This is a genomic window from Streptomyces similanensis (assembly GCF_039543625.1).
GTDB lineage: Bacteria > Actinomycetota > Actinomycetes > Streptomycetales > Streptomycetaceae > Streptomyces > Streptomyces similanensis.
The window spans coordinates 89,104-103,878 of sequence record NZ_BAABKC010000042.1; the positions used below are offsets into that span (position 1 = coordinate 89,104).

The following is a 14,775-nucleotide window of genomic DNA, read 5'->3' on the forward strand; positions in this document are numbered from 1 at the left end:
GGAAGGGGGGTTTCCGCCCGGTGTCCGGTCGTCGGGGCGGTCCGGCGCGTTCCCCGCCGCGCCGCCTCGCGCTAGCGTGCGTGCGCATGACACGTGTCGCGATCACGGAGGTCACCGCATGAAGCTGTCCCGCCGGAGCCTGCTCGCCACGACGGCCGCGGTCGCGGCCTCGTCCGTCCCGGCCGCGCAGGCCGAGGCGGCCCCGCGGGGCCGCGACCGGTCGCCGCGGACCGGGTTCGAGCGGCTCGCCGAGAGCGGCTACGCCCTCCTCGCCGGACAGCGCGTCGGCGTCGTCACCAACCCCACCGGCGTCACCCGGGACGTGCGCCACATCGTGGACGTGCTGCACGCCGACCGCCGGGTGGCGCTGACCGCCGTCTTCGGCCCCGAGCACGGCTTCCGCGGCACCGCGCAGGCGGGCGGCTCCGAGGGCCGCTACACCGACCCGGCCACCGGACTGCCCGTGTACGACACGTATCTCAAGAGCGGGCAGCCGCTCGCCGACGTGTTCACCGCCTCCGGGGTGGACACGGTCGTCTTCGACATCCAGGACGCCGGCGCCCGCTTCTACACCTACATCTGGACCCTGTACGACTGCATGGAGGCCGCGGCGCTGGCCGGCAAGCGGTTCGTGGTGCTGGACCGGCCCAACCCGGCGACCGGCCGCCAGGCCCTGGGTCCGGTGCTGCACCGGGAGTTCGCGACCTTCGTCGGACGGCAGCCGATCGCCCAGGCGCACGGCATGACGGTCGCGGAGCTGGCGCGGCTGTTCAACGGCGAGTTCCTGAGCACGCCGGTGCCGCTGGAGACGGTCCTGATGACCGGCTGGCGGCGGTCCGACTTCTACGACGCCTCGGGCCTGACCTGGGTGCCGCCGAGCCCGAACATGCCCACCCCCGACACCGCCCTCGTCTACTCCGGCACCTGCCTGTTCGAGGGCACCAACCTCTCGGAGGGCCGCGGCACCACCCGCCCCTTCGAACTCCTCGGCGCGGAGGGCCTCGACGGCCGCTGGGCCGCCGCCGCCGACGCGCTCGGGCTGCCCGGGGTGCGCTTTCGCGAGGCGTACTTCGCGCCCACCTTCTCCAAGTTCCAGGGCACGACGGTCGGCGGGGTGCAGCTCCACGTACACGACCGGGCCGCCTTCGACCCGGTGCGCACCGGAATCGCGCTGCTGGTCACCGCCAAACAGGTCTGGGACGGCTTCGCCTGGCGGTCGGACGACTGGATCGACAGGCTCACCGGCTCGGCACGGGTGCGCACGATGATCGACGCCGGGGCGGACACCGACGAGGTGGTGGCCGGCTGGCACGACGAGCTGGCCGCGTTCCGGAAGGTGCGCGCCCGCTACCTCGCCTACCACTGAGCCGGCCGTGCGCGGGGCGGGGGTGCGGTGCCGCGCCCCCGCCCCGCGCCGTCGGGCGCCCGGCGGTTACCGGTGCGAGGTGTACTCCACCACCTGCTGGAAGGTGGGCCGGTTCTGCCAGCTGATCTTGCCGTGCTTGATGCCGCCCAGCGCGCGCTGGACGATCGAGTCGGCGCACCACTGGTCGCCCGCCGAGCACTGGTCGTCGCCGGGGTAGACCTGCGCGGCGGTCAGCGCAGCCGCCTGCTTGAGGGTGCCGATCAGGCTGTCCCGGCAGGCGTTCAGGTCGCCGTTGCCGCAGTACGCGCGGGCCAGCGGTCCCTGGACGGACTCACCGAGCACCGACCGGATGTCCTTGTCGACATAGCTCCACCAGCCGTACTGGAAGGCGCTGCCGGCGTGCGAGCCGGTCGGGCCGTGCCCGGCGGAGGGCGCCTCGTCGATCGGCAGGTTGGCGCCGACGGCGTTGTAGAGGTCGTCGCCCATTCCCGGCTGGAACTCGGCCTTCACCAGCAGCGGCCACCAGGCGTCCAGGATGCGGATGGCGTCGGCGTTCGCGTACGTCTTGGAGCCGGCCGAGGTCTCGGTGCGCTGGGCGCCCGCGGCCACCCAGGTCCGGAGTTTGGCGACCGCGGCGGCGGCCGCCGGGTCGGTGACCGCCGAACTGTCGATCACCTTCAGAAGCTTGGGCAGGACGTCCTCGGCGCGCAGGTCGGCCAGGGCCGCGTCCGCCATCGCCTTCGTCAGGGCGGAGCGGGTCACCCCGCCGGCCGCGACGAGCTTCTTGACCCGGTCCTCCAGCAGGTTCCCGCGGTGCACCGAGCCCTCGCCCCAGGGCGCGGCGGCATAGTCCTCGGCCTGCTTGTTGTTCCAGGAGATGTAGTAGTCCTGGTCGATGGAGTTGGGGTGCGCGGAGGCGGGGGTGTAGGTCGCGGTGTTGGCGGCCGCGTCCCAGCCCTGCCACTCGTACGCCGGCTGCGCCCAGACCGGGAACTCCGCGTCCACGCCGCTCGCCCGGACCGGGTTGTCGCCGCTGTTGTAGTAGGCGGTGTGCTGGGAGTCGGCGTAGAACCAGTTGAAGGTGAAGTTGATGTGCTGCGCCGCCTTCTGGAAGTCGGCGGGGCCCTTGACGAAGTCGGGGTCGTTCAGCATCTGGAAGCCGATGATGGAGTCGGCCTCGTGCAGGTAGGAGGAGCGCAGGGTGGTGTAGGCGACCTTCTTGCCGCCGACGGTGGCGCGGTACTGGACGGGGCCGTACTTGGTGCGCCACACACGCATCGTGTAGGAGCCGGCCGCGGTGCCGTCGGCGACGGTGGGCTTCCAGGAGTTGGCCTGCTGCACCTGATCCATGGCCGTGCAGACGCCGTGGAACAGGTAGTGGTGGTCGTCCTGGCACAGCTCGACGGCGTAGGTGTCGATGATGTCCTGGCCGGAGGTGGTGGCGCTCCACGAGTAGTCCTGGCCGCGGCCGAGTTCGACGTACATGCTCAGGCCGGCGAAGGAGGCGCCGCGGGCGCTGATGCCCGGGCCCTGGATCTCCTGGAGCAGGAGCAGCTGGGGGGCGAAGTAGCCGGTCTGCGGGCCGAAGACGGCGACCGGGTGGCCGCTCGCGGTGTGCGCGCCGCTGACGACGAGGGCGTTGGACATGCCGCGCCTGGCCGAGGACAGGGTGGATTTCTGGGCCGTGCCGGTGGCGCTTTTGGCGGCGCCGGTGGCCGCGCCGCCGGTGCGGTCGTAGACCAGGGGCTCGGCGGTCACCGAGCCGGCGTCGGGCAGCGCCTGGCCCTTGGGGCTGGCGGGCTTGGCGGCGTAGGGGAAGCTCTGGCCGTCGTGCAGGGTGAGGACGGCCTCGGGGTCGTTGCGTTCGCGGAAGGACTCCCAGACCTTGGTGCCCTCCTGGACGCCGTACTTGGCCTGGGCGGCCAGCAGGGAGAGGGCGTTGTTGACCTCGCCGCCGCCGCCCGAGCCGAACAGGGAACCGACCACGGAGGCCAGGGCGACCAGGTCGGTGACCTTGAAGTGGTCGATGGTGCCGGAGTTGGTGATGGCGTCCTTGTGGCCGGTCAGGACGTACTCGCCGGGGAAGTAGCGGCCGGGGTCGGCGGCGTCTATGTAGGCGTTGATGCCGGCGAGGTAGGCGTTGACGTCGTCGAGGGTCTGCCGGCCGCGGTCGCCGGCCTTGGCGACGGCGCTGTCGATCTGGGCCTGGAGGTCGGCCTCGGTGTAGGGGGCGTTGCGGTAGAACTGCTGCTCCAGGCCCTGGTTGGCGGGCGCGCCGCCGGCGAAGGAGGTCAACTGGCCGCGGCCGACGTGCCGGAAGACGTCCATCAGCCACAGCCGGTCCTCGGCGGCCGCGTACCCGGCGCCGAACTCGGTGCCGTAGCGGGTGGTGCCGGTGATGTGCGGGACGCCGGACTTCTTGTCGCGCACGATGGTGACGTCGCCGCGGCCGGCGGGCTTCTCGGTGGAGGCGACCTGCCCGGCGGGGACGCCGAAGGAGGCGTCGTTGAAGAAGGTGTTGATCTTGTCGTCGGTGAGCGCCGGATAGCCCTTGGCCAGGTTGGCGTACGGGCCGAGCTGGTCCTCGGCGTGGCTGGGCTGGGTGCCGAAGCCCTGGTTCAGCAGGATCTGGGCGAGGGTGGCGTTGCCGTTCTCGCCGGGCGGCAGGATGTCCGAGCACTGGCCGCCGCAGTAGTCGCCCGCGGCGGCCTTCGGTGCGGCGTCGACGGCCACCGCTTGGGAAAAGGGCGACAAAAGACCGGCAATGAGGACGCATACGGATGCGGTCTTCAGGAACCCGTTCATTCTGCGGGGAGTTCTCACTTCGTCGAGCGCGTCGTGTGGGGTGCGCCGTGGCATGGGCCAACTCCTCCCGATGGGGTGGGCCCGGACGTTACTGCCGGTATCCCCGAGTTGGAAGATGAACATGCGTCACTTTTTGGCGTCACGGCACCACCTCGTGGCGGAGATGACGGTCGAGGGGGACGGAGGCACGGCGGAGACATGGCGGACATCGGACATCGGATGGAGCCGGATCGCCGGTCGGCACGTCTACTCGGCGACGCTCGTACGACGACCGGGTGCGAAGGACGGTACGCAGCCGCCGAAGTGACCGAAGTACAGGTGCAGGTGTGACGGAGGTGCAGGGCGATGGCCGGTTTTCGGAGTCTGGCGAGACAGGTGAGGGACCCGCGGTGCGATCTGGCACTGCGGCGTTACTCGCTGCGCAAGTGCTTGGAGCGGTTCGCCCCTTACGGGCACCGGGCGACCTGGGACCATCTGTGCTCGCGGGCCGGGTTCGGTCCCGAGGACAGGTCTCCCGATCCGGTGCGGCTCGTGGCCGCGCTGGAGGAGCTGGAGGAGGCGCGCTCGGTGTGGCTCGACTACGAGGCCGGGTTCGCCCGGCGGCGCAGGAAGGAGAAGCACGACGGGCTGCGCCGGCCGGGCAGCGTGGACGACTGGCACCGGCTGACCTGGGGCGGTTTCGGGGTGGCCTGGTGCGACGATCCGCGGGTGCATCCCGGTGAGCCGCTGGCGGAGGTGCTGCGCCGGCTGATCGACGCGCTGGAGCGCGAGCCGGGCGCGGCGTGCCCGGTGTGCGACGGCGAGCGCCTGGTCTGGCGGCACGGCCTGGACCACGAGCCGTCCTCGGGCCCGGTCTGCGCGGACTGCGGCATCCTGGTCCCGCGCCCGGTCCTCACCGACGGAGCGCTGGCCTGTGCCAGGCGGGGGCGGCTGCTGGTGTCGGCCTGAGCCGTATCCGGCGGGGCGGGGCTCCCGCGCGCCGGGGGCGGCCGCCGGGGGCGGCCCGCGCCGGGCCTGGCGGGACGGGGTCTCCCGCGCGCCGGGGGCGGCTGCCGGTGCGGCCGGCGTCGTATCCGGCGGGGACTTCCGCGCGCCGGAGGGCGGCTGCGGGTGCCGGGCTGCGCCAGAACCGGCGGGGCGGAGGCTCCCGTGTGCCCGAGGGCGGCTGGCGGTGCCGGGCCGCGCCGGGTGCGGCGGGGGCTCCCGGGCGCCGTCGGCCGGGGCGCCTCGCGGCGTTGGAGGCCGGGCGGACTCACGCGGTGGGGCGGGGCTCCCCGGTGGGGCGTTCCGCCAGCAGGCGGGAGCCGGACAGGCGCTCGCCGAACACGTCGTCCGGGTTGGACAGGACGCAGGTGTCCAGGGACAGGCAGCCGCAGCCGATGCAGTCGGTGAGGTGGTCGCGCAGCCGGTTCAACTGCTGGATGCGCTCGTCGAGTTCGGAGCGCCACCGCTCCGACAGGCGGGCCCAGTCCGCCTTGGTCGGGGTGCGCTCCTCGGGGAGTTCGGCGAGCGCCTCGCGGATCGTGGCCAGCGGGATGCCGACGCGCTGCGCGGCCCGGACGAAGGCCACCCGGCGCAGGGTGTCACGGGCGTAACGGCGCTGGTTGCCGCTGGTGCGGCGGCTGCTGATCAGGCCCTTGGACTCGTAGAAGTGCAGGGCGGAGACGGCGGCGCCGCTGCGCGCGGCGACCTGCCCGACGGTCAGCTCGTGGATCTTGCCGGGAATCTGGGGCACCCGTCACAGCCTACCCACCCGCCGTGTCGCCGCGGCCGTTCGTTGACAGGGGCCGCGGGCGCTAGCATGCTAAGCAGTTGCTTAGACAGTGATACGCGATGCGAGAGGCCGGGCACATGGCAGAGCCGAGGATCTTCACCTCCGTCGACGAGCTGAGGGCGGCGGTGGGCGAGCAGCTGGGGCACACCGACTGGCTGGAGATCGACCAGAAGCGGATCGACCTGTTCGCCGAGGCGACCGGCGACCACCAGTGGATCCATGTGGACCCGGAGAAGGCCGCCGCCGGCCCGTTCGGCACCACCATCGCCCACGGCTATCTGACCCTGTCCCTGCTGCCCCTGTTCGGGCCGCAGCTGCTCGGGGCCGAGGGCGTGCGGATGGGCGTCAACTACGGCACCAACAAGGTCCGCTTCCCCGCCCCCGTCCCCGTCGGCTCGCGGCTGCGCGCCACCGCCGTGATCACCGGGGTGGACGACGTGCCGGGCGGGGTGCAGGTGACCGTCGCCTTCACCGTGGAACGCGAGGGCGGCGACAAGCCGGTGTGCGTGGCGGAGTCGGTCTCCCGCTACTACCTCTGAGCGGCGCCGGAGACTACCTCTGAGCGGCGCCGGAGCGCTCCTGGGCGGGGCCGGCCGGCTTGGCGCCGACCATCCGCAGGACGAGGTCGGCGTAGAGCGCGCCGACCTCCTCCGGGGTGTAGGGCCCGTCCACGTTGAACCAGCGGGCGACGTCGATGCACAGGGAGAGCACGGCCAGGGTGGTGCCGTGCACGTCCAGCACCTCGAACTCGCCCGCCGCCACGCCCTCCTCGATGATCGCGCGCACCTCGGCGTCGACCTGGCGGCGCAGCGCGAGGATCTCGGCGCGGGCGTCGGGGCCGAGCGAGTCCAGCTCGTACTGCACGACGCGCGCGGTGGTGCGCCCGCCGGCGTGCCAGCGGACGAAGGAGCCGACCGCGTCGGCGAGCCGGTCGGCCGCGCAGCCCTCGCGCCGGCCCGCGGTGCGCAGGATCTCCAGGGCCTTCTCGTGGCCGATCCGGCTGATCCGGTGGAGCAGTTCTTCCTTGGTCTTGTAGTGGATGTAGAGCGCGGCCGGGCTCATGCCGGCGCGGCCCGCGATGTCACGGGTCGTCGTCGCGTGGTAGCCCCGCTCGGCGAAGGCCTCCACGGCTGCCACCAGCAGCCTCCGGGCCGCGTCCGGGGTGACCTCGCCCCACGGCTGCGCGTCGCCGCCCGTCTCCTCCGCCGTACTCATCGCTCACAAGCCCCTCTCTGCGTCCTGGCCCCACCATACCGTTGAAGCTGAGCGGGCGCTTAGTGGACGGAGCGGGGTCCGACCGGCGGCCTCACGGCTTTTCGAAGGGGTCGTGCTCGGCGAGCAGCTTCTCCAGCCGGGCCTGGTCGACCCGGCTGACGATCTGGCCGGCCTCCTGACGGTCCCGGATCACCTTGGCGAGGGTGAAGGCGGAGGTGACCAGATACAGCACGGCGACGGCGAGGAAGCCCCGGACCCAGGCGTTGGCGTCGAGCCGGAAGATGCCGATGGCGGTGGCCGCCAGGGCGACCGAGAAGGAGGCGACGGCCTGGCCGTGGAAGGCGGCCGTGCTCTGCTGCTTGACCGGTGTGTCACTCATGCCGGACAGCATCGGCGGACGCGGCCGCCGCCACATCCGCCGGAGTACTCAGGCGGGTACTCAGGCCCCGTGTCCGGGGCTCAGAAGGCGGACACGCCCGTCAGCGCCCGTCCGATGACCAGCTTCTGGATCTGGCTGGTGCCCTCGTACAGGGTCATCACGCGGGCGTCGCGCAGCAGCTTGCCCGCCGGGTACTCGTCGATGTAGCCGTAGCCGCCGAAGACCTGGAGGGCGTTGTTGGCGGCCCGCACGGCGGCCTCGGAGGCGAACAGCTTGGCCTTGGAGGACTCCACGGCGAACGGCAGGCCGCGGTCGATCAGGTCGGCGACCCGCCAGGTCAGCAGCCGGGCCGCGTCCACGTCGACGGCGATGTCGCTGATCAGCTCCTGGACCAGCTGGTGGTGGGCGATCGTCCTGCCGAACTGCTCGCGCTCACCGGCGTAGCGGACCGCGGCGTCCAGCGCGGCCTGGGCTATGCCCACGCAGCCGGCCGCCACCGACATCCGGCCCTTGGCCAGCGCGGACATGGCGACCGCGAAGCCCTTGCCCTCCGGCGCCAGCATCGCCGTCGCCGGCACCCGCACGTTCTCCAGCACCAGTTCGGCGGTGGTCTGGCCGCGCAGGCCCAGCTTGCCGTGGACGGTGCGGCGGGTCAGGCCGGGGGTGTCGGTGGGGACAAGGAAGGCGGAGACGCCCTTGTGGCCGGGGGCGTCGGTGGAGCGGGCGAAGAGCAGGACGACGTCGGCCCAGGTGCCGTTGGTGATGAACATCTTGGCGCCGTCGATGACGTAGTCGTCGCCGTCGCGCACCGCCCGGGTGGCGAGGCTGCCCGCGTCGGAGCCGGTGCCGGGCTCGGTGAGGCCGAAGCAGCCGACGAGGTCGCCGGAGGTCAGGCCCGGCAGCCAGCGCCGCTTCTGCTCCTCGTCGCCCCAGGCGGCGATGGTCTTGGCGACCAGGCCGAGGGAGACGGAGACGATGCCGCGCACCGAGGAGTCGCCGCGGCCGAGTTCCTCGGTGACCAGGCAGTAGGCGAGGTGGTCGCCGCCGGAGCCGCCGTACTCCTCGTCGACGGTGAGCCCGAGGAAGCCGACCTCGCCGAGCTTCTTCACCAGGGACCGGTCGACCTCCTCGGCGCGGTCCCAGGCGACGACGTGGGGGGCGATCTCCCGCTCGACGAAGTCGCGGGCGAGCTGCCGCACCGCGGTCTGCTCCTCGCTGAGGCCGAGGTTCATGACGGATCACCCCAAAGATGAAAGACGACGGATCGAACGGATCTTGAAAGTCGTACATTTAAATTACCACTGCTAGTTTTAAGCCGCAGCCCTACTATGTGCGCCATGGCCCGACCGCGCAAGCCCCTCCTCAGCACCGACCGCATCGTCACGACGGCGCGGGACCTCGTGGACGCGGAGGGCCTGGCGGCCGTCTCCACCCGGCGGCTGGCGGCCGAGCTCGGGGTGAGCGGACCCTCGCTCTACAACCACTTCCGCACCAAGGACGAGATCCTGGAGGCGGTCGCGGACTCGGTGAGCGGACAGGTCGACCTGTCGATGTTCGAGGACGGCCGGGACTGGCGGACCGCGCTGCACGACTGGGCCGTCTCCTACCGGGCCGCCCTGCGCGACCACCCGAACATCGTCCCCGTGCTCGCCCGCGGGCCCGGCCGCCGCCCGGCCGCGCTGCGGCTGGCCGACGCCGTCTACGGCGCGATGGTCGACGCCGGGTGGCCGCCGGCCCAGGCGACCTCCATCGGCGCGCTGATGCGGTACTTCATCATGGGCTCCGCGCTCGGCTCCTTCGCCGGCGGCTTCGTGGACGACGCCAGCGCCTACGACCCCGCCGACTACCCGCACCTCGGCCAGGCGCACCTGCTGGCCGAGCAGCAGGAGAAGATCGACGAACGGGCCTTCGAGGCAGGGCTGTCCGCACTGCTGGACGGCTTGGCGCAGCAGTACGAGCAGGCGCGGCGGGAGGCGTAGGGCCGCTCGGGCGGGTGGCTCAGGGCGGCGGGGCCGGAGGCGTGGGGCGGCTCGGGCGGGCGGCGGGGGGCCGCTTGTCCGGACCACGACCGGTCCGCGGGACACTTCGGCGCCGGCCGAAACGTGCGGGGCGCATGCTGGGGGCATGACGAGCCGCGCGAACCGTACGACGGGCGCCGCCGGGAGGACCGGCGGCGGCAGGGACCCGCGGGCGCCGGGGCTGGCGGCGCTCGCCGCCCTGGTGGCCGACGAGACCCGGGCCGCGTGTCTGCTGGCGCTGCTCGACGGACGGGCGTGGACGGCGGGCGAGCTGGCCCGGCACGCGGGCGTCGCCGCCTCGACGCTCAGCGAGCACCTGGGCAGGCTGGTCGGCGGCGGGCTGCTCGCCGAGGAGCGGCAGGGCCGCCACCGCTACGTCCGCCTGGCCGACGCGCGGACGGCCCAGCTGGTGGAGGACCTGGTCGCGCAGGTCGCCCCGGCGGAGCACCGGCCGCGCACCCTGCGGGAGGCGGGCGCCGCTTCGGCGATGGCCCGGGCCCGCACCTGTTACGACCATCTCGCCGGACGGCTCGGCATCGCGCTGACCGACGCGCTGACCGCGCGGGGGCTGCTGCGGCAGGACACCGGGTTCGCGCTCACGGACGCGGGCGTGGCGTGGTTCGGCGCGGCCGGCATCGGCCTCGACCGCACCGGCCGCCGTCCGCTGGCCCGCGCCTGCCTCGACTGGACCGAGCGGCGCCCGCACCTCGCCGGGGTCTCCGGCGCGGCCCTGTGCCGGCACGCGTTCGACGCGGGCTGGTGCGTGCGCATCGGCACCCGGCGCGCCGTGCGGCTCACGCCGGCCGGGGAGCGGGCGCTGTCCGAACTGCTGGGCGTCACCGCCGAGACCCTGGAGTGCCCCCGACCCTGACATGAGCCCGCGACCCTGACATGACCCGCAGCCCTGAAGTGCCCGCGCGCCGGCGCGTCGCGGCTCGGGCGCGGCGCGTCTCGGCGTCCGAAAACCGCGAGCCCTCCTCCCCCTTCCCCTCCTAGCCTCAGGGAGCATGATGAACCTCTCGCCGTCGCGTCTGGCCGCCGGCGCCGCCTCGGTCACCGTGGTGCTGTGGGCCTCCGCCTTCGTCTCGATCCGCAGCGCGGGCGCCGCGTACTCGCCCGGCGCGCTCGCGCTGGGCCGGCTGCTGGCCGGGGCCGTGGCCCTCGGCGCGCTCTGTCTGCTGCGGCGCGAGGGATGGCCGCCGCGGGCGGCGTGGCGCGGGATCGCGATATCGGGCGTGCTCTGGTTCGGCTTCTACATGGTGGTGCTGAACTGGGGCGAGCAGCAGGTGGACGCCGGAACGGCCGCCCTGGTGGTGAACACCGGCCCGCTGCTCATCGCGCTGCTGGGCGCCCGGCTGCTGGGCGACGCGCTGCCGCCGCGGCTGCTGGCGGGGCTCGCGGTGTCCTTCGCCGGTGCGGTGACCGTGGGCCTGTCGATGTCGGGCGAGGGGGGCTCCTCGGTGCTCGGGGTGGTGCTGTGCCTGCTCGCGGCCGTCGGGTACGCCGTCGGGGTGGTCGCGCAGAAGCCCGCGCTGGCGCACGCGAGCGCGGCGCAGGTGACGGCGTTCGGCTGTCTGATCGGCGCGGTGGGCTGTCTGCCGTTCGCCGGGCAGCTGGTCCACGAGGCCGCCCGCGCGCCCGCGTCCGCCACGCTCAACATGGTCTACCTCGGCGTCTTCCCGACCGCGCTCGCCTTCACCACCTGGGCGTACGCCCTGTCCCGGACCACCGCGAGCCGGATGGGCGCGACGACGTACGCGGTGCCCGCCCTGGTGGTGCTCATGTCGTGGCTGGTGCTGGGCGAGGTGCCGGGCGTGCTGACGCTGGCGGGCGGAGTGCTGTGCCTGGCGGGCGTGGCGGTGTCCCGCTCCCGCCCGCGAAGGGCGGGAAGGGAGACGCCCGCGCTCGCGGAACGGCGCCGCGAGCCCGCGTCCTGAACGGCCCGCGGTGTGCGGGTCAGAAGACCACCAGGGAGCGGCCGCCCTTGCCGGCCGTCATGTTCTCGAAGGCCGCCGGGATGCCGTCCAGGGCGATGCGCTCGGTCACCAGCGCGCCGAGGTCCAGACGGCCGGTGCGGACGTGGTCGGCGAGGACCGGGAGGTCGCGGGCCGGGTCGCAGTCGCCGTAGACGCAGCCGCTCAGGGTGCGGCCCCAGTGGAAGATCTCCAGGGCGTTGAAGGTGACCTGCTCCTCCTTGCCGCCGATGCCGACCACCGTCGTGCGGCCGCCCCGGCGGGTGGACTCCCAGGCGGCGCGGATGGTGACCGCGCGGCCCACGCACTCCACGGAGACGTCCACGCCCTGCTTCCCGGTGAGCGCGCGGATCTCGCGGGGCGTGGTCGCGGAGGCGACGACGTAGTCCGTGGCCCCCGCCGCGCGCGCCAGGTCCTCCTTGGCCGGGGAGACGTCGACGGCGATGATCCGCTCGGCGCCCGCGATCCGGGCCGCCTGGAGGGTGGCGAGGCCGACCCCGCCGGCGCCGAAGACCGCCACCGTCTCCCCCGGCCGGACCTTCGCCGAGTGGTGGATCGCGCCGTAGCCGGTGAGGACGGCACAGCCCAGGAGGGCGGCGTCGGTGAGCGGGACGCCCTCGGGCAGCGGCAGGACGCAGGAGGCGGCGACGACCGTCTCCTCGGCGAAGGCGGCGACGTTGAGCCCGGGGTGCAGTTCGACGCCGTCGACGGTGCGGGCGTGGACGTTCGCGGCGCCGTTGAGGGCGTTGGCGCACAGCCACACCTCGCCCAGCGAGCAGGCGTGGCAGCTTCCGCAGGCGGGCGCCCAGTTGAGGACGACGTGGTCGCCGGGCGCGACGTGGCCGACGCCCTCGCCGACCGCGAGCACGGTGCCGGCGCCCTCGTGGCCGAGGACCGCGGGCACCGGGACCCGCATGGTGCCGTTGGTCAGCGACAGGTCGGAGTGGCAGACCCCGGCGGCGGCCAGGCGCAGGCGGACCTGGCCGGGCCCGGGTTCGGGCAGTTCTATCCGGGTGATCTCCAGCGGGGCGCCGATGGCGGGCAGGACGGCGGCACGTACGGCCATGACGGGTGACTCCCTTAGAACTGGAGGGACTTGGTCTGGAGGTACTCGGCCAGTCCGTGCCGGCCGAGTTCCCGGCCGACGCCCGACTGCTTGTAGCCGCCGAAGGGGGCCAGCGGGTTGAACCGGCCGCCGTTGATGTCGACCTGGCCGGTGTCCATCCGGCGGGCGAAGGCGACCGCCTCCGCCTCCTCGCCCGCCCAGACCGCGCCGGCCAGGCCGTAGACGGTGCCGTTGGCGATGCGCAGGGCGTCGTCCTCGTCGTCGTAGGGCAGGATCGACAGGACCGGGCCGAAGATCTCCTCCTGGGCGACGGTCATCGCGGGGGTGACGTCGGCGAGGACGGTGGGGCTGACGAAGTAGCCGCGCTCGCGCGGGGGCCGCGCGCCGCCGGCGGCCAGGCGCGCGCCCTCGGCCACGCCCTGGTCGATGTAACCGCGCACCCGCTCGTGCTGCTTGGCGTTGACCAGCGGGCCGATGCGGTCGGCGTACTTGGCGGCAGCGGCGGCGGCGAGTTCCACCGCCTCGTCGTAGCGGTCGCGGTGGACCAGCATGCGGGTCCAGGCGCTGCACGTCTGGCCGGAGTTGGACATGACGTTGGCGACGCCGACGTTGACCGCCTTGGCGAGGTCGGCGCTGGGGAGGATGACGTTGGCGGACTTGCCGCCCAGTTCCAGGGCGACCCGCTTGACGGCGGCGCCCGCCGTGGCGCCGATCCGCCGGCCCACCGCCGTGGAGCCGGTGAAGGAGACCAGGTCCACGTCCGGGTGCTCGGCGAGCGCCTGTCCGGCGACCGGGCCGAGCCCGGTGACCAGGTTGAGGACGCCGGCCGGGACGCCGGCCTCGTCGGCCGCCTCGGCGAACAGCTGGGCGGTCAGCGGGGTGTCCTCGGCGGGCTTGAGGACGACCGTGCAGCCGGCGGCCAGCGCGGGGGCGACCTTGGCGACGATCTGGTGCAGGGGGTAGTTCCAGGGGGTGATCGCGCCGACGACGCCGACCGGCTCGTGGAAGACGGTGGAGTTGCCGACCTTCTCCTCGAAGGCGTACGTCGCCGCGAGCTCGGCGTAGGAGCCGGCGACCGCGATCGGCACGGCGGCGTGCACCGCCTGGGAGAACGCCAGGGGCGAGCCCAGTTCGGCGGTGACGGTCTCGGCGATCTCGTCCTTGCGGGCGGCGAGCACGTCCCGCAGGGCGGCCAGCCGGGCGGCCCGCTCGGCGGGCGCGGTGGCGGCCCAGCCGGGCAGGGCGGCGCGGGCGGCGCGCACCGCCGCGGCCACGTCCTCGGCGGTGCCGGCCGGGACGGTGGCGATGACCTGTTCGTCGGCCGGGTTCACCACCTCGATGACGTCCCGGCCCGCGGCGGACCGCCAGGCGCCGTCGATGTACATGCCGTCGTGTGCCTTCATGGTGCTGCGCTCCTTGGGGGCGGGGGCGGCATCGTCCGGGTCCGCGGACCGCGGTCGCTTCGTCCGCGTCACAACCTACCGACAAGCCCATAAACTAGCGTCGATAGTTTTCGGATGCCAGAGAGCGCCGGGAAGTCCGGGACGCGTCCGCCGGTTCCCCGCGCCCCGCCGCGCCCCGCTTCGGGGGCGGGGCGGCGGCTCCGGGGGTCCGCCGCTCCGCCCCGCCCGTGGCGCCGCGGGTCACTTCGTCGCCGTCAGATGGGCGAAGACCACGACGTTGCTGGAGTAACCGGTGCGGCGGGTGTAGAGGCCGCCGCAGGTGATGACGTGCAGCTCGGGACGGCGGGAGGGGCCGTACACCTCCTTGTCGGGGAAGCGGTCCTTGTCGAAGACCCGGACCTTGTCCACGGTGTAGACGGCGGTACGGCCGTCCACCCGCCGCACCTCGATGGTGCGGCCCGGCTCCACCTGGCCGAGCGCGGCGAAGACGGCGGCGCCGGTCGTGGTGTCGCGGTGCCCGACCGCGAGGGCGGTGCCCGACTCGCCCGGCGTGGGTCCGCCCTGGTACCAGCCGACCAGCTTGGGCTTGTCGACCGGCGGTGTCTCCAGTTGCCGCCGGGCGTCCAGGCCGATGCCGACGGTCGGGGCGTCGATGCCGAGGGAGGGGATGCGCAGCGCCGTCGCCCGGGAGGGCGGCAGCGCCGCGGGGGGCGGGCCCGTGTCGTGGGGCGAGGCGGCGCCGTTCGCGCCCTCGCCGTCGGCGCCGGCGCCGGCGC

14 protein-coding genes are annotated in these 14,775 nt (G+C 73.7%); 6 read left to right on the forward strand and 8 right to left on the reverse strand.

Going from position 1 to position 14,775, the window contains the following annotated elements:
* Positions 1-118 precede the first annotated feature (118 nt).
* Positions 119-1,366, forward strand: a complete 1,248-nt coding sequence (locus tag ABEB07_RS13990; RefSeq protein WP_345668608.1) for an exo-beta-N-acetylmuramidase NamZ family protein — start codon at positions 119-121, stop codon at positions 1,364-1,366.
* A gap of 66 nt (positions 1,367-1,432) precedes the next feature.
* On the opposite strand, the gene ABEB07_RS13995 is transcribed toward ABEB07_RS13990, so the two are convergent.
* Entirely contained in the window at positions 1,433-4,225 is a 2,793-nt protein-coding gene (locus tag ABEB07_RS13995; RefSeq protein ID WP_345668609.1) for a penicillin acylase family protein, read from the reverse strand.
* Positions 4,226-4,516: 291 nt separating this feature from the next.
* Here ABEB07_RS13995 and ABEB07_RS14000 point away from each other — a divergent pair, with 291 nt between their 5' ends.
* Positions 4,517-5,119 carry a hypothetical protein gene (locus ABEB07_RS14000; protein WP_164587521.1) on the forward strand — a complete coding sequence of 201 codons (603 nt, stop codon included), beginning with the start codon at positions 4,517-4,519 and terminating at the stop codon, positions 5,117-5,119.
* A 304-nt stretch (positions 5,120-5,423) separates the two neighbouring features.
* On the opposite strand, the gene soxR is transcribed toward ABEB07_RS14000, so the two are convergent.
* Positions 5,424-5,906, reverse strand: coding sequence for a redox-sensitive transcriptional activator SoxR (gene soxR, locus ABEB07_RS14005; RefSeq protein WP_176148364.1), 483 nt, complete (start codon positions 5,904-5,906; stop codon positions 5,424-5,426).
* Between the two features lie 116 nt (positions 5,907-6,022).
* On the opposite strand from soxR, the gene ABEB07_RS14010 reads away from it, so the two are divergent.
* On the forward strand, positions 6,023-6,484 hold the full coding sequence (locus ABEB07_RS14010; RefSeq protein ID WP_345668610.1) for a MaoC family dehydratase: 462 nt from the start codon (positions 6,023-6,025) through the stop codon (positions 6,482-6,484).
* 13 nt (positions 6,485-6,497) lie between these two features.
* On the opposite strand, the gene ABEB07_RS14015 is transcribed toward ABEB07_RS14010, so the two are convergent.
* The 3 genes from ABEB07_RS14015 to ABEB07_RS14025 all read right to left on the reverse strand — a co-directional run bounded on the left by ABEB07_RS14015 (position 6,498) and on the right by ABEB07_RS14025 (position 8,771).
* Entirely contained in the window at positions 6,498-7,160 is a 663-nt protein-coding gene (locus ABEB07_RS14015; protein WP_345668611.1) for a TetR/AcrR family transcriptional regulator, read from the reverse strand.
* 91 nt (positions 7,161-7,251) lie between these two features.
* Positions 7,252-7,539 carry a YiaA/YiaB family inner membrane protein gene (locus ABEB07_RS14020; protein WP_164587291.1) on the reverse strand — a complete coding sequence of 96 codons (288 nt, stop codon included), beginning with the start codon at positions 7,537-7,539 and terminating at the stop codon, positions 7,252-7,254.
* An 80-nt stretch (positions 7,540-7,619) separates the two neighbouring features.
* The gene (locus ABEB07_RS14025) at positions 7,620-8,771 is read right to left on the reverse strand and encodes an acyl-CoA dehydrogenase family protein (protein ID WP_345668612.1); all 1,152 of its coding nucleotides are present in this window, start codon (positions 8,769-8,771) and stop codon (positions 7,620-7,622) included.
* A 105-nt stretch (positions 8,772-8,876) separates the two neighbouring features.
* Between ABEB07_RS14025 and ABEB07_RS14030 the strand changes: the two genes are divergently transcribed.
* The 3 genes from ABEB07_RS14030 to ABEB07_RS14040 all read left to right on the forward strand — a co-directional run bounded on the left by ABEB07_RS14030 (position 8,877) and on the right by ABEB07_RS14040 (position 11,494).
* The gene (locus tag ABEB07_RS14030) at positions 8,877-9,518 is read left to right on the forward strand and encodes a TetR/AcrR family transcriptional regulator (protein ID WP_164587289.1); all 642 of its coding nucleotides are present in this window, start codon (positions 8,877-8,879) and stop codon (positions 9,516-9,518) included.
* Positions 9,519-9,663: 145 nt separating this feature from the next.
* Positions 9,664-10,428 (forward strand): ArsR/SmtB family transcription factor, encoded by a 765-nt coding sequence (locus ABEB07_RS14035; protein ID WP_345668613.1) that lies wholly within the window; start codon positions 9,664-9,666, stop codon positions 10,426-10,428.
* 139 nt (positions 10,429-10,567) lie between these two features.
* Positions 10,568-11,494 carry a DMT family transporter gene (locus ABEB07_RS14040; RefSeq protein ID WP_345668618.1) on the forward strand — a complete coding sequence of 309 codons (927 nt, stop codon included), beginning with the start codon at positions 10,568-10,570 and terminating at the stop codon, positions 11,492-11,494.
* 19 nt (positions 11,495-11,513) lie between these two features.
* Here ABEB07_RS14040 and ABEB07_RS14045 read toward each other — a convergent pair whose 3' ends face one another.
* The 3 genes from ABEB07_RS14045 to ABEB07_RS14055 form a co-directional block, all read right to left on the reverse strand.
* A complete protein-coding gene (locus ABEB07_RS14045; RefSeq protein WP_345668614.1) occupies positions 11,514-12,596 on the reverse strand; it encodes a Zn-dependent alcohol dehydrogenase in 1,083 nt (360 codons plus the stop codon).
* Between the two features lie 14 nt (positions 12,597-12,610).
* Entirely contained in the window at positions 12,611-13,999 is a 1,389-nt protein-coding gene (locus ABEB07_RS14050) for an aldehyde dehydrogenase family protein (protein WP_345668615.1), read from the reverse strand.
* 240 nt (positions 14,000-14,239) lie between these two features.
* The coding region (locus ABEB07_RS14055) for a class F sortase (RefSeq protein ID WP_345668616.1) at positions 14,240-14,775 on the reverse strand (536 nt) is incomplete at its 5' end.

Excerpts from the sequence above, each read along its gene's own strand:
- ABEB07_RS13990 (WP_345668608.1), top strand. The coding sequence starts at position 119 with ATGAAGCTGTCCCGCCGGAGCCTGCTCGCCACGACGGCCGCGGTCGCG.
- ABEB07_RS13995 (WP_345668609.1), bottom strand. The coding sequence starts at position 4,225 with ATGCCACGGCGCACCCCACACGACGCGCTCGACGAAGTGAGAACTCCC.
- ABEB07_RS14000 (WP_164587521.1), top strand. The coding sequence starts at position 4,517 with ATGGCCGGTTTTCGGAGTCTGGCGAGACAGGTGAGGGACCCGCGGTGC.
- ABEB07_RS14010 (WP_345668610.1), top strand. The coding sequence starts at position 6,023 with ATGGCAGAGCCGAGGATCTTCACCTCCGTCGACGAGCTGAGGGCGGCG.
- ABEB07_RS14015 (WP_345668611.1), bottom strand. The coding sequence starts at position 7,160 with ATGAGTACGGCGGAGGAGACGGGCGGCGACGCGCAGCCGTGGGGCGAG.
- ABEB07_RS14020 (WP_164587291.1), bottom strand. The coding sequence starts at position 7,539 with ATGAGTGACACACCGGTCAAGCAGCAGAGCACGGCCGCCTTCCACGGC.
- ABEB07_RS14025 (WP_345668612.1), bottom strand. The coding sequence starts at position 8,771 with ATGAACCTCGGCCTCAGCGAGGAGCAGACCGCGGTGCGGCAGCTCGCC.
- ABEB07_RS14030 (WP_164587289.1), top strand. The coding sequence starts at position 8,877 with ATGGCCCGACCGCGCAAGCCCCTCCTCAGCACCGACCGCATCGTCACG.
- ABEB07_RS14035 (WP_345668613.1), top strand. The coding sequence starts at position 9,664 with ATGACGAGCCGCGCGAACCGTACGACGGGCGCCGCCGGGAGGACCGGC.
- ABEB07_RS14040 (WP_345668618.1), top strand. The coding sequence starts at position 10,568 with ATGAACCTCTCGCCGTCGCGTCTGGCCGCCGGCGCCGCCTCGGTCACC.
- ABEB07_RS14045 (WP_345668614.1), bottom strand. The coding sequence starts at position 12,596 with ATGGCCGTACGTGCCGCCGTCCTGCCCGCCATCGGCGCCCCGCTGGAG.
- ABEB07_RS14050 (WP_345668615.1), bottom strand. The coding sequence starts at position 13,999 with ATGAAGGCACACGACGGCATGTACATCGACGGCGCCTGGCGGTCCGCC.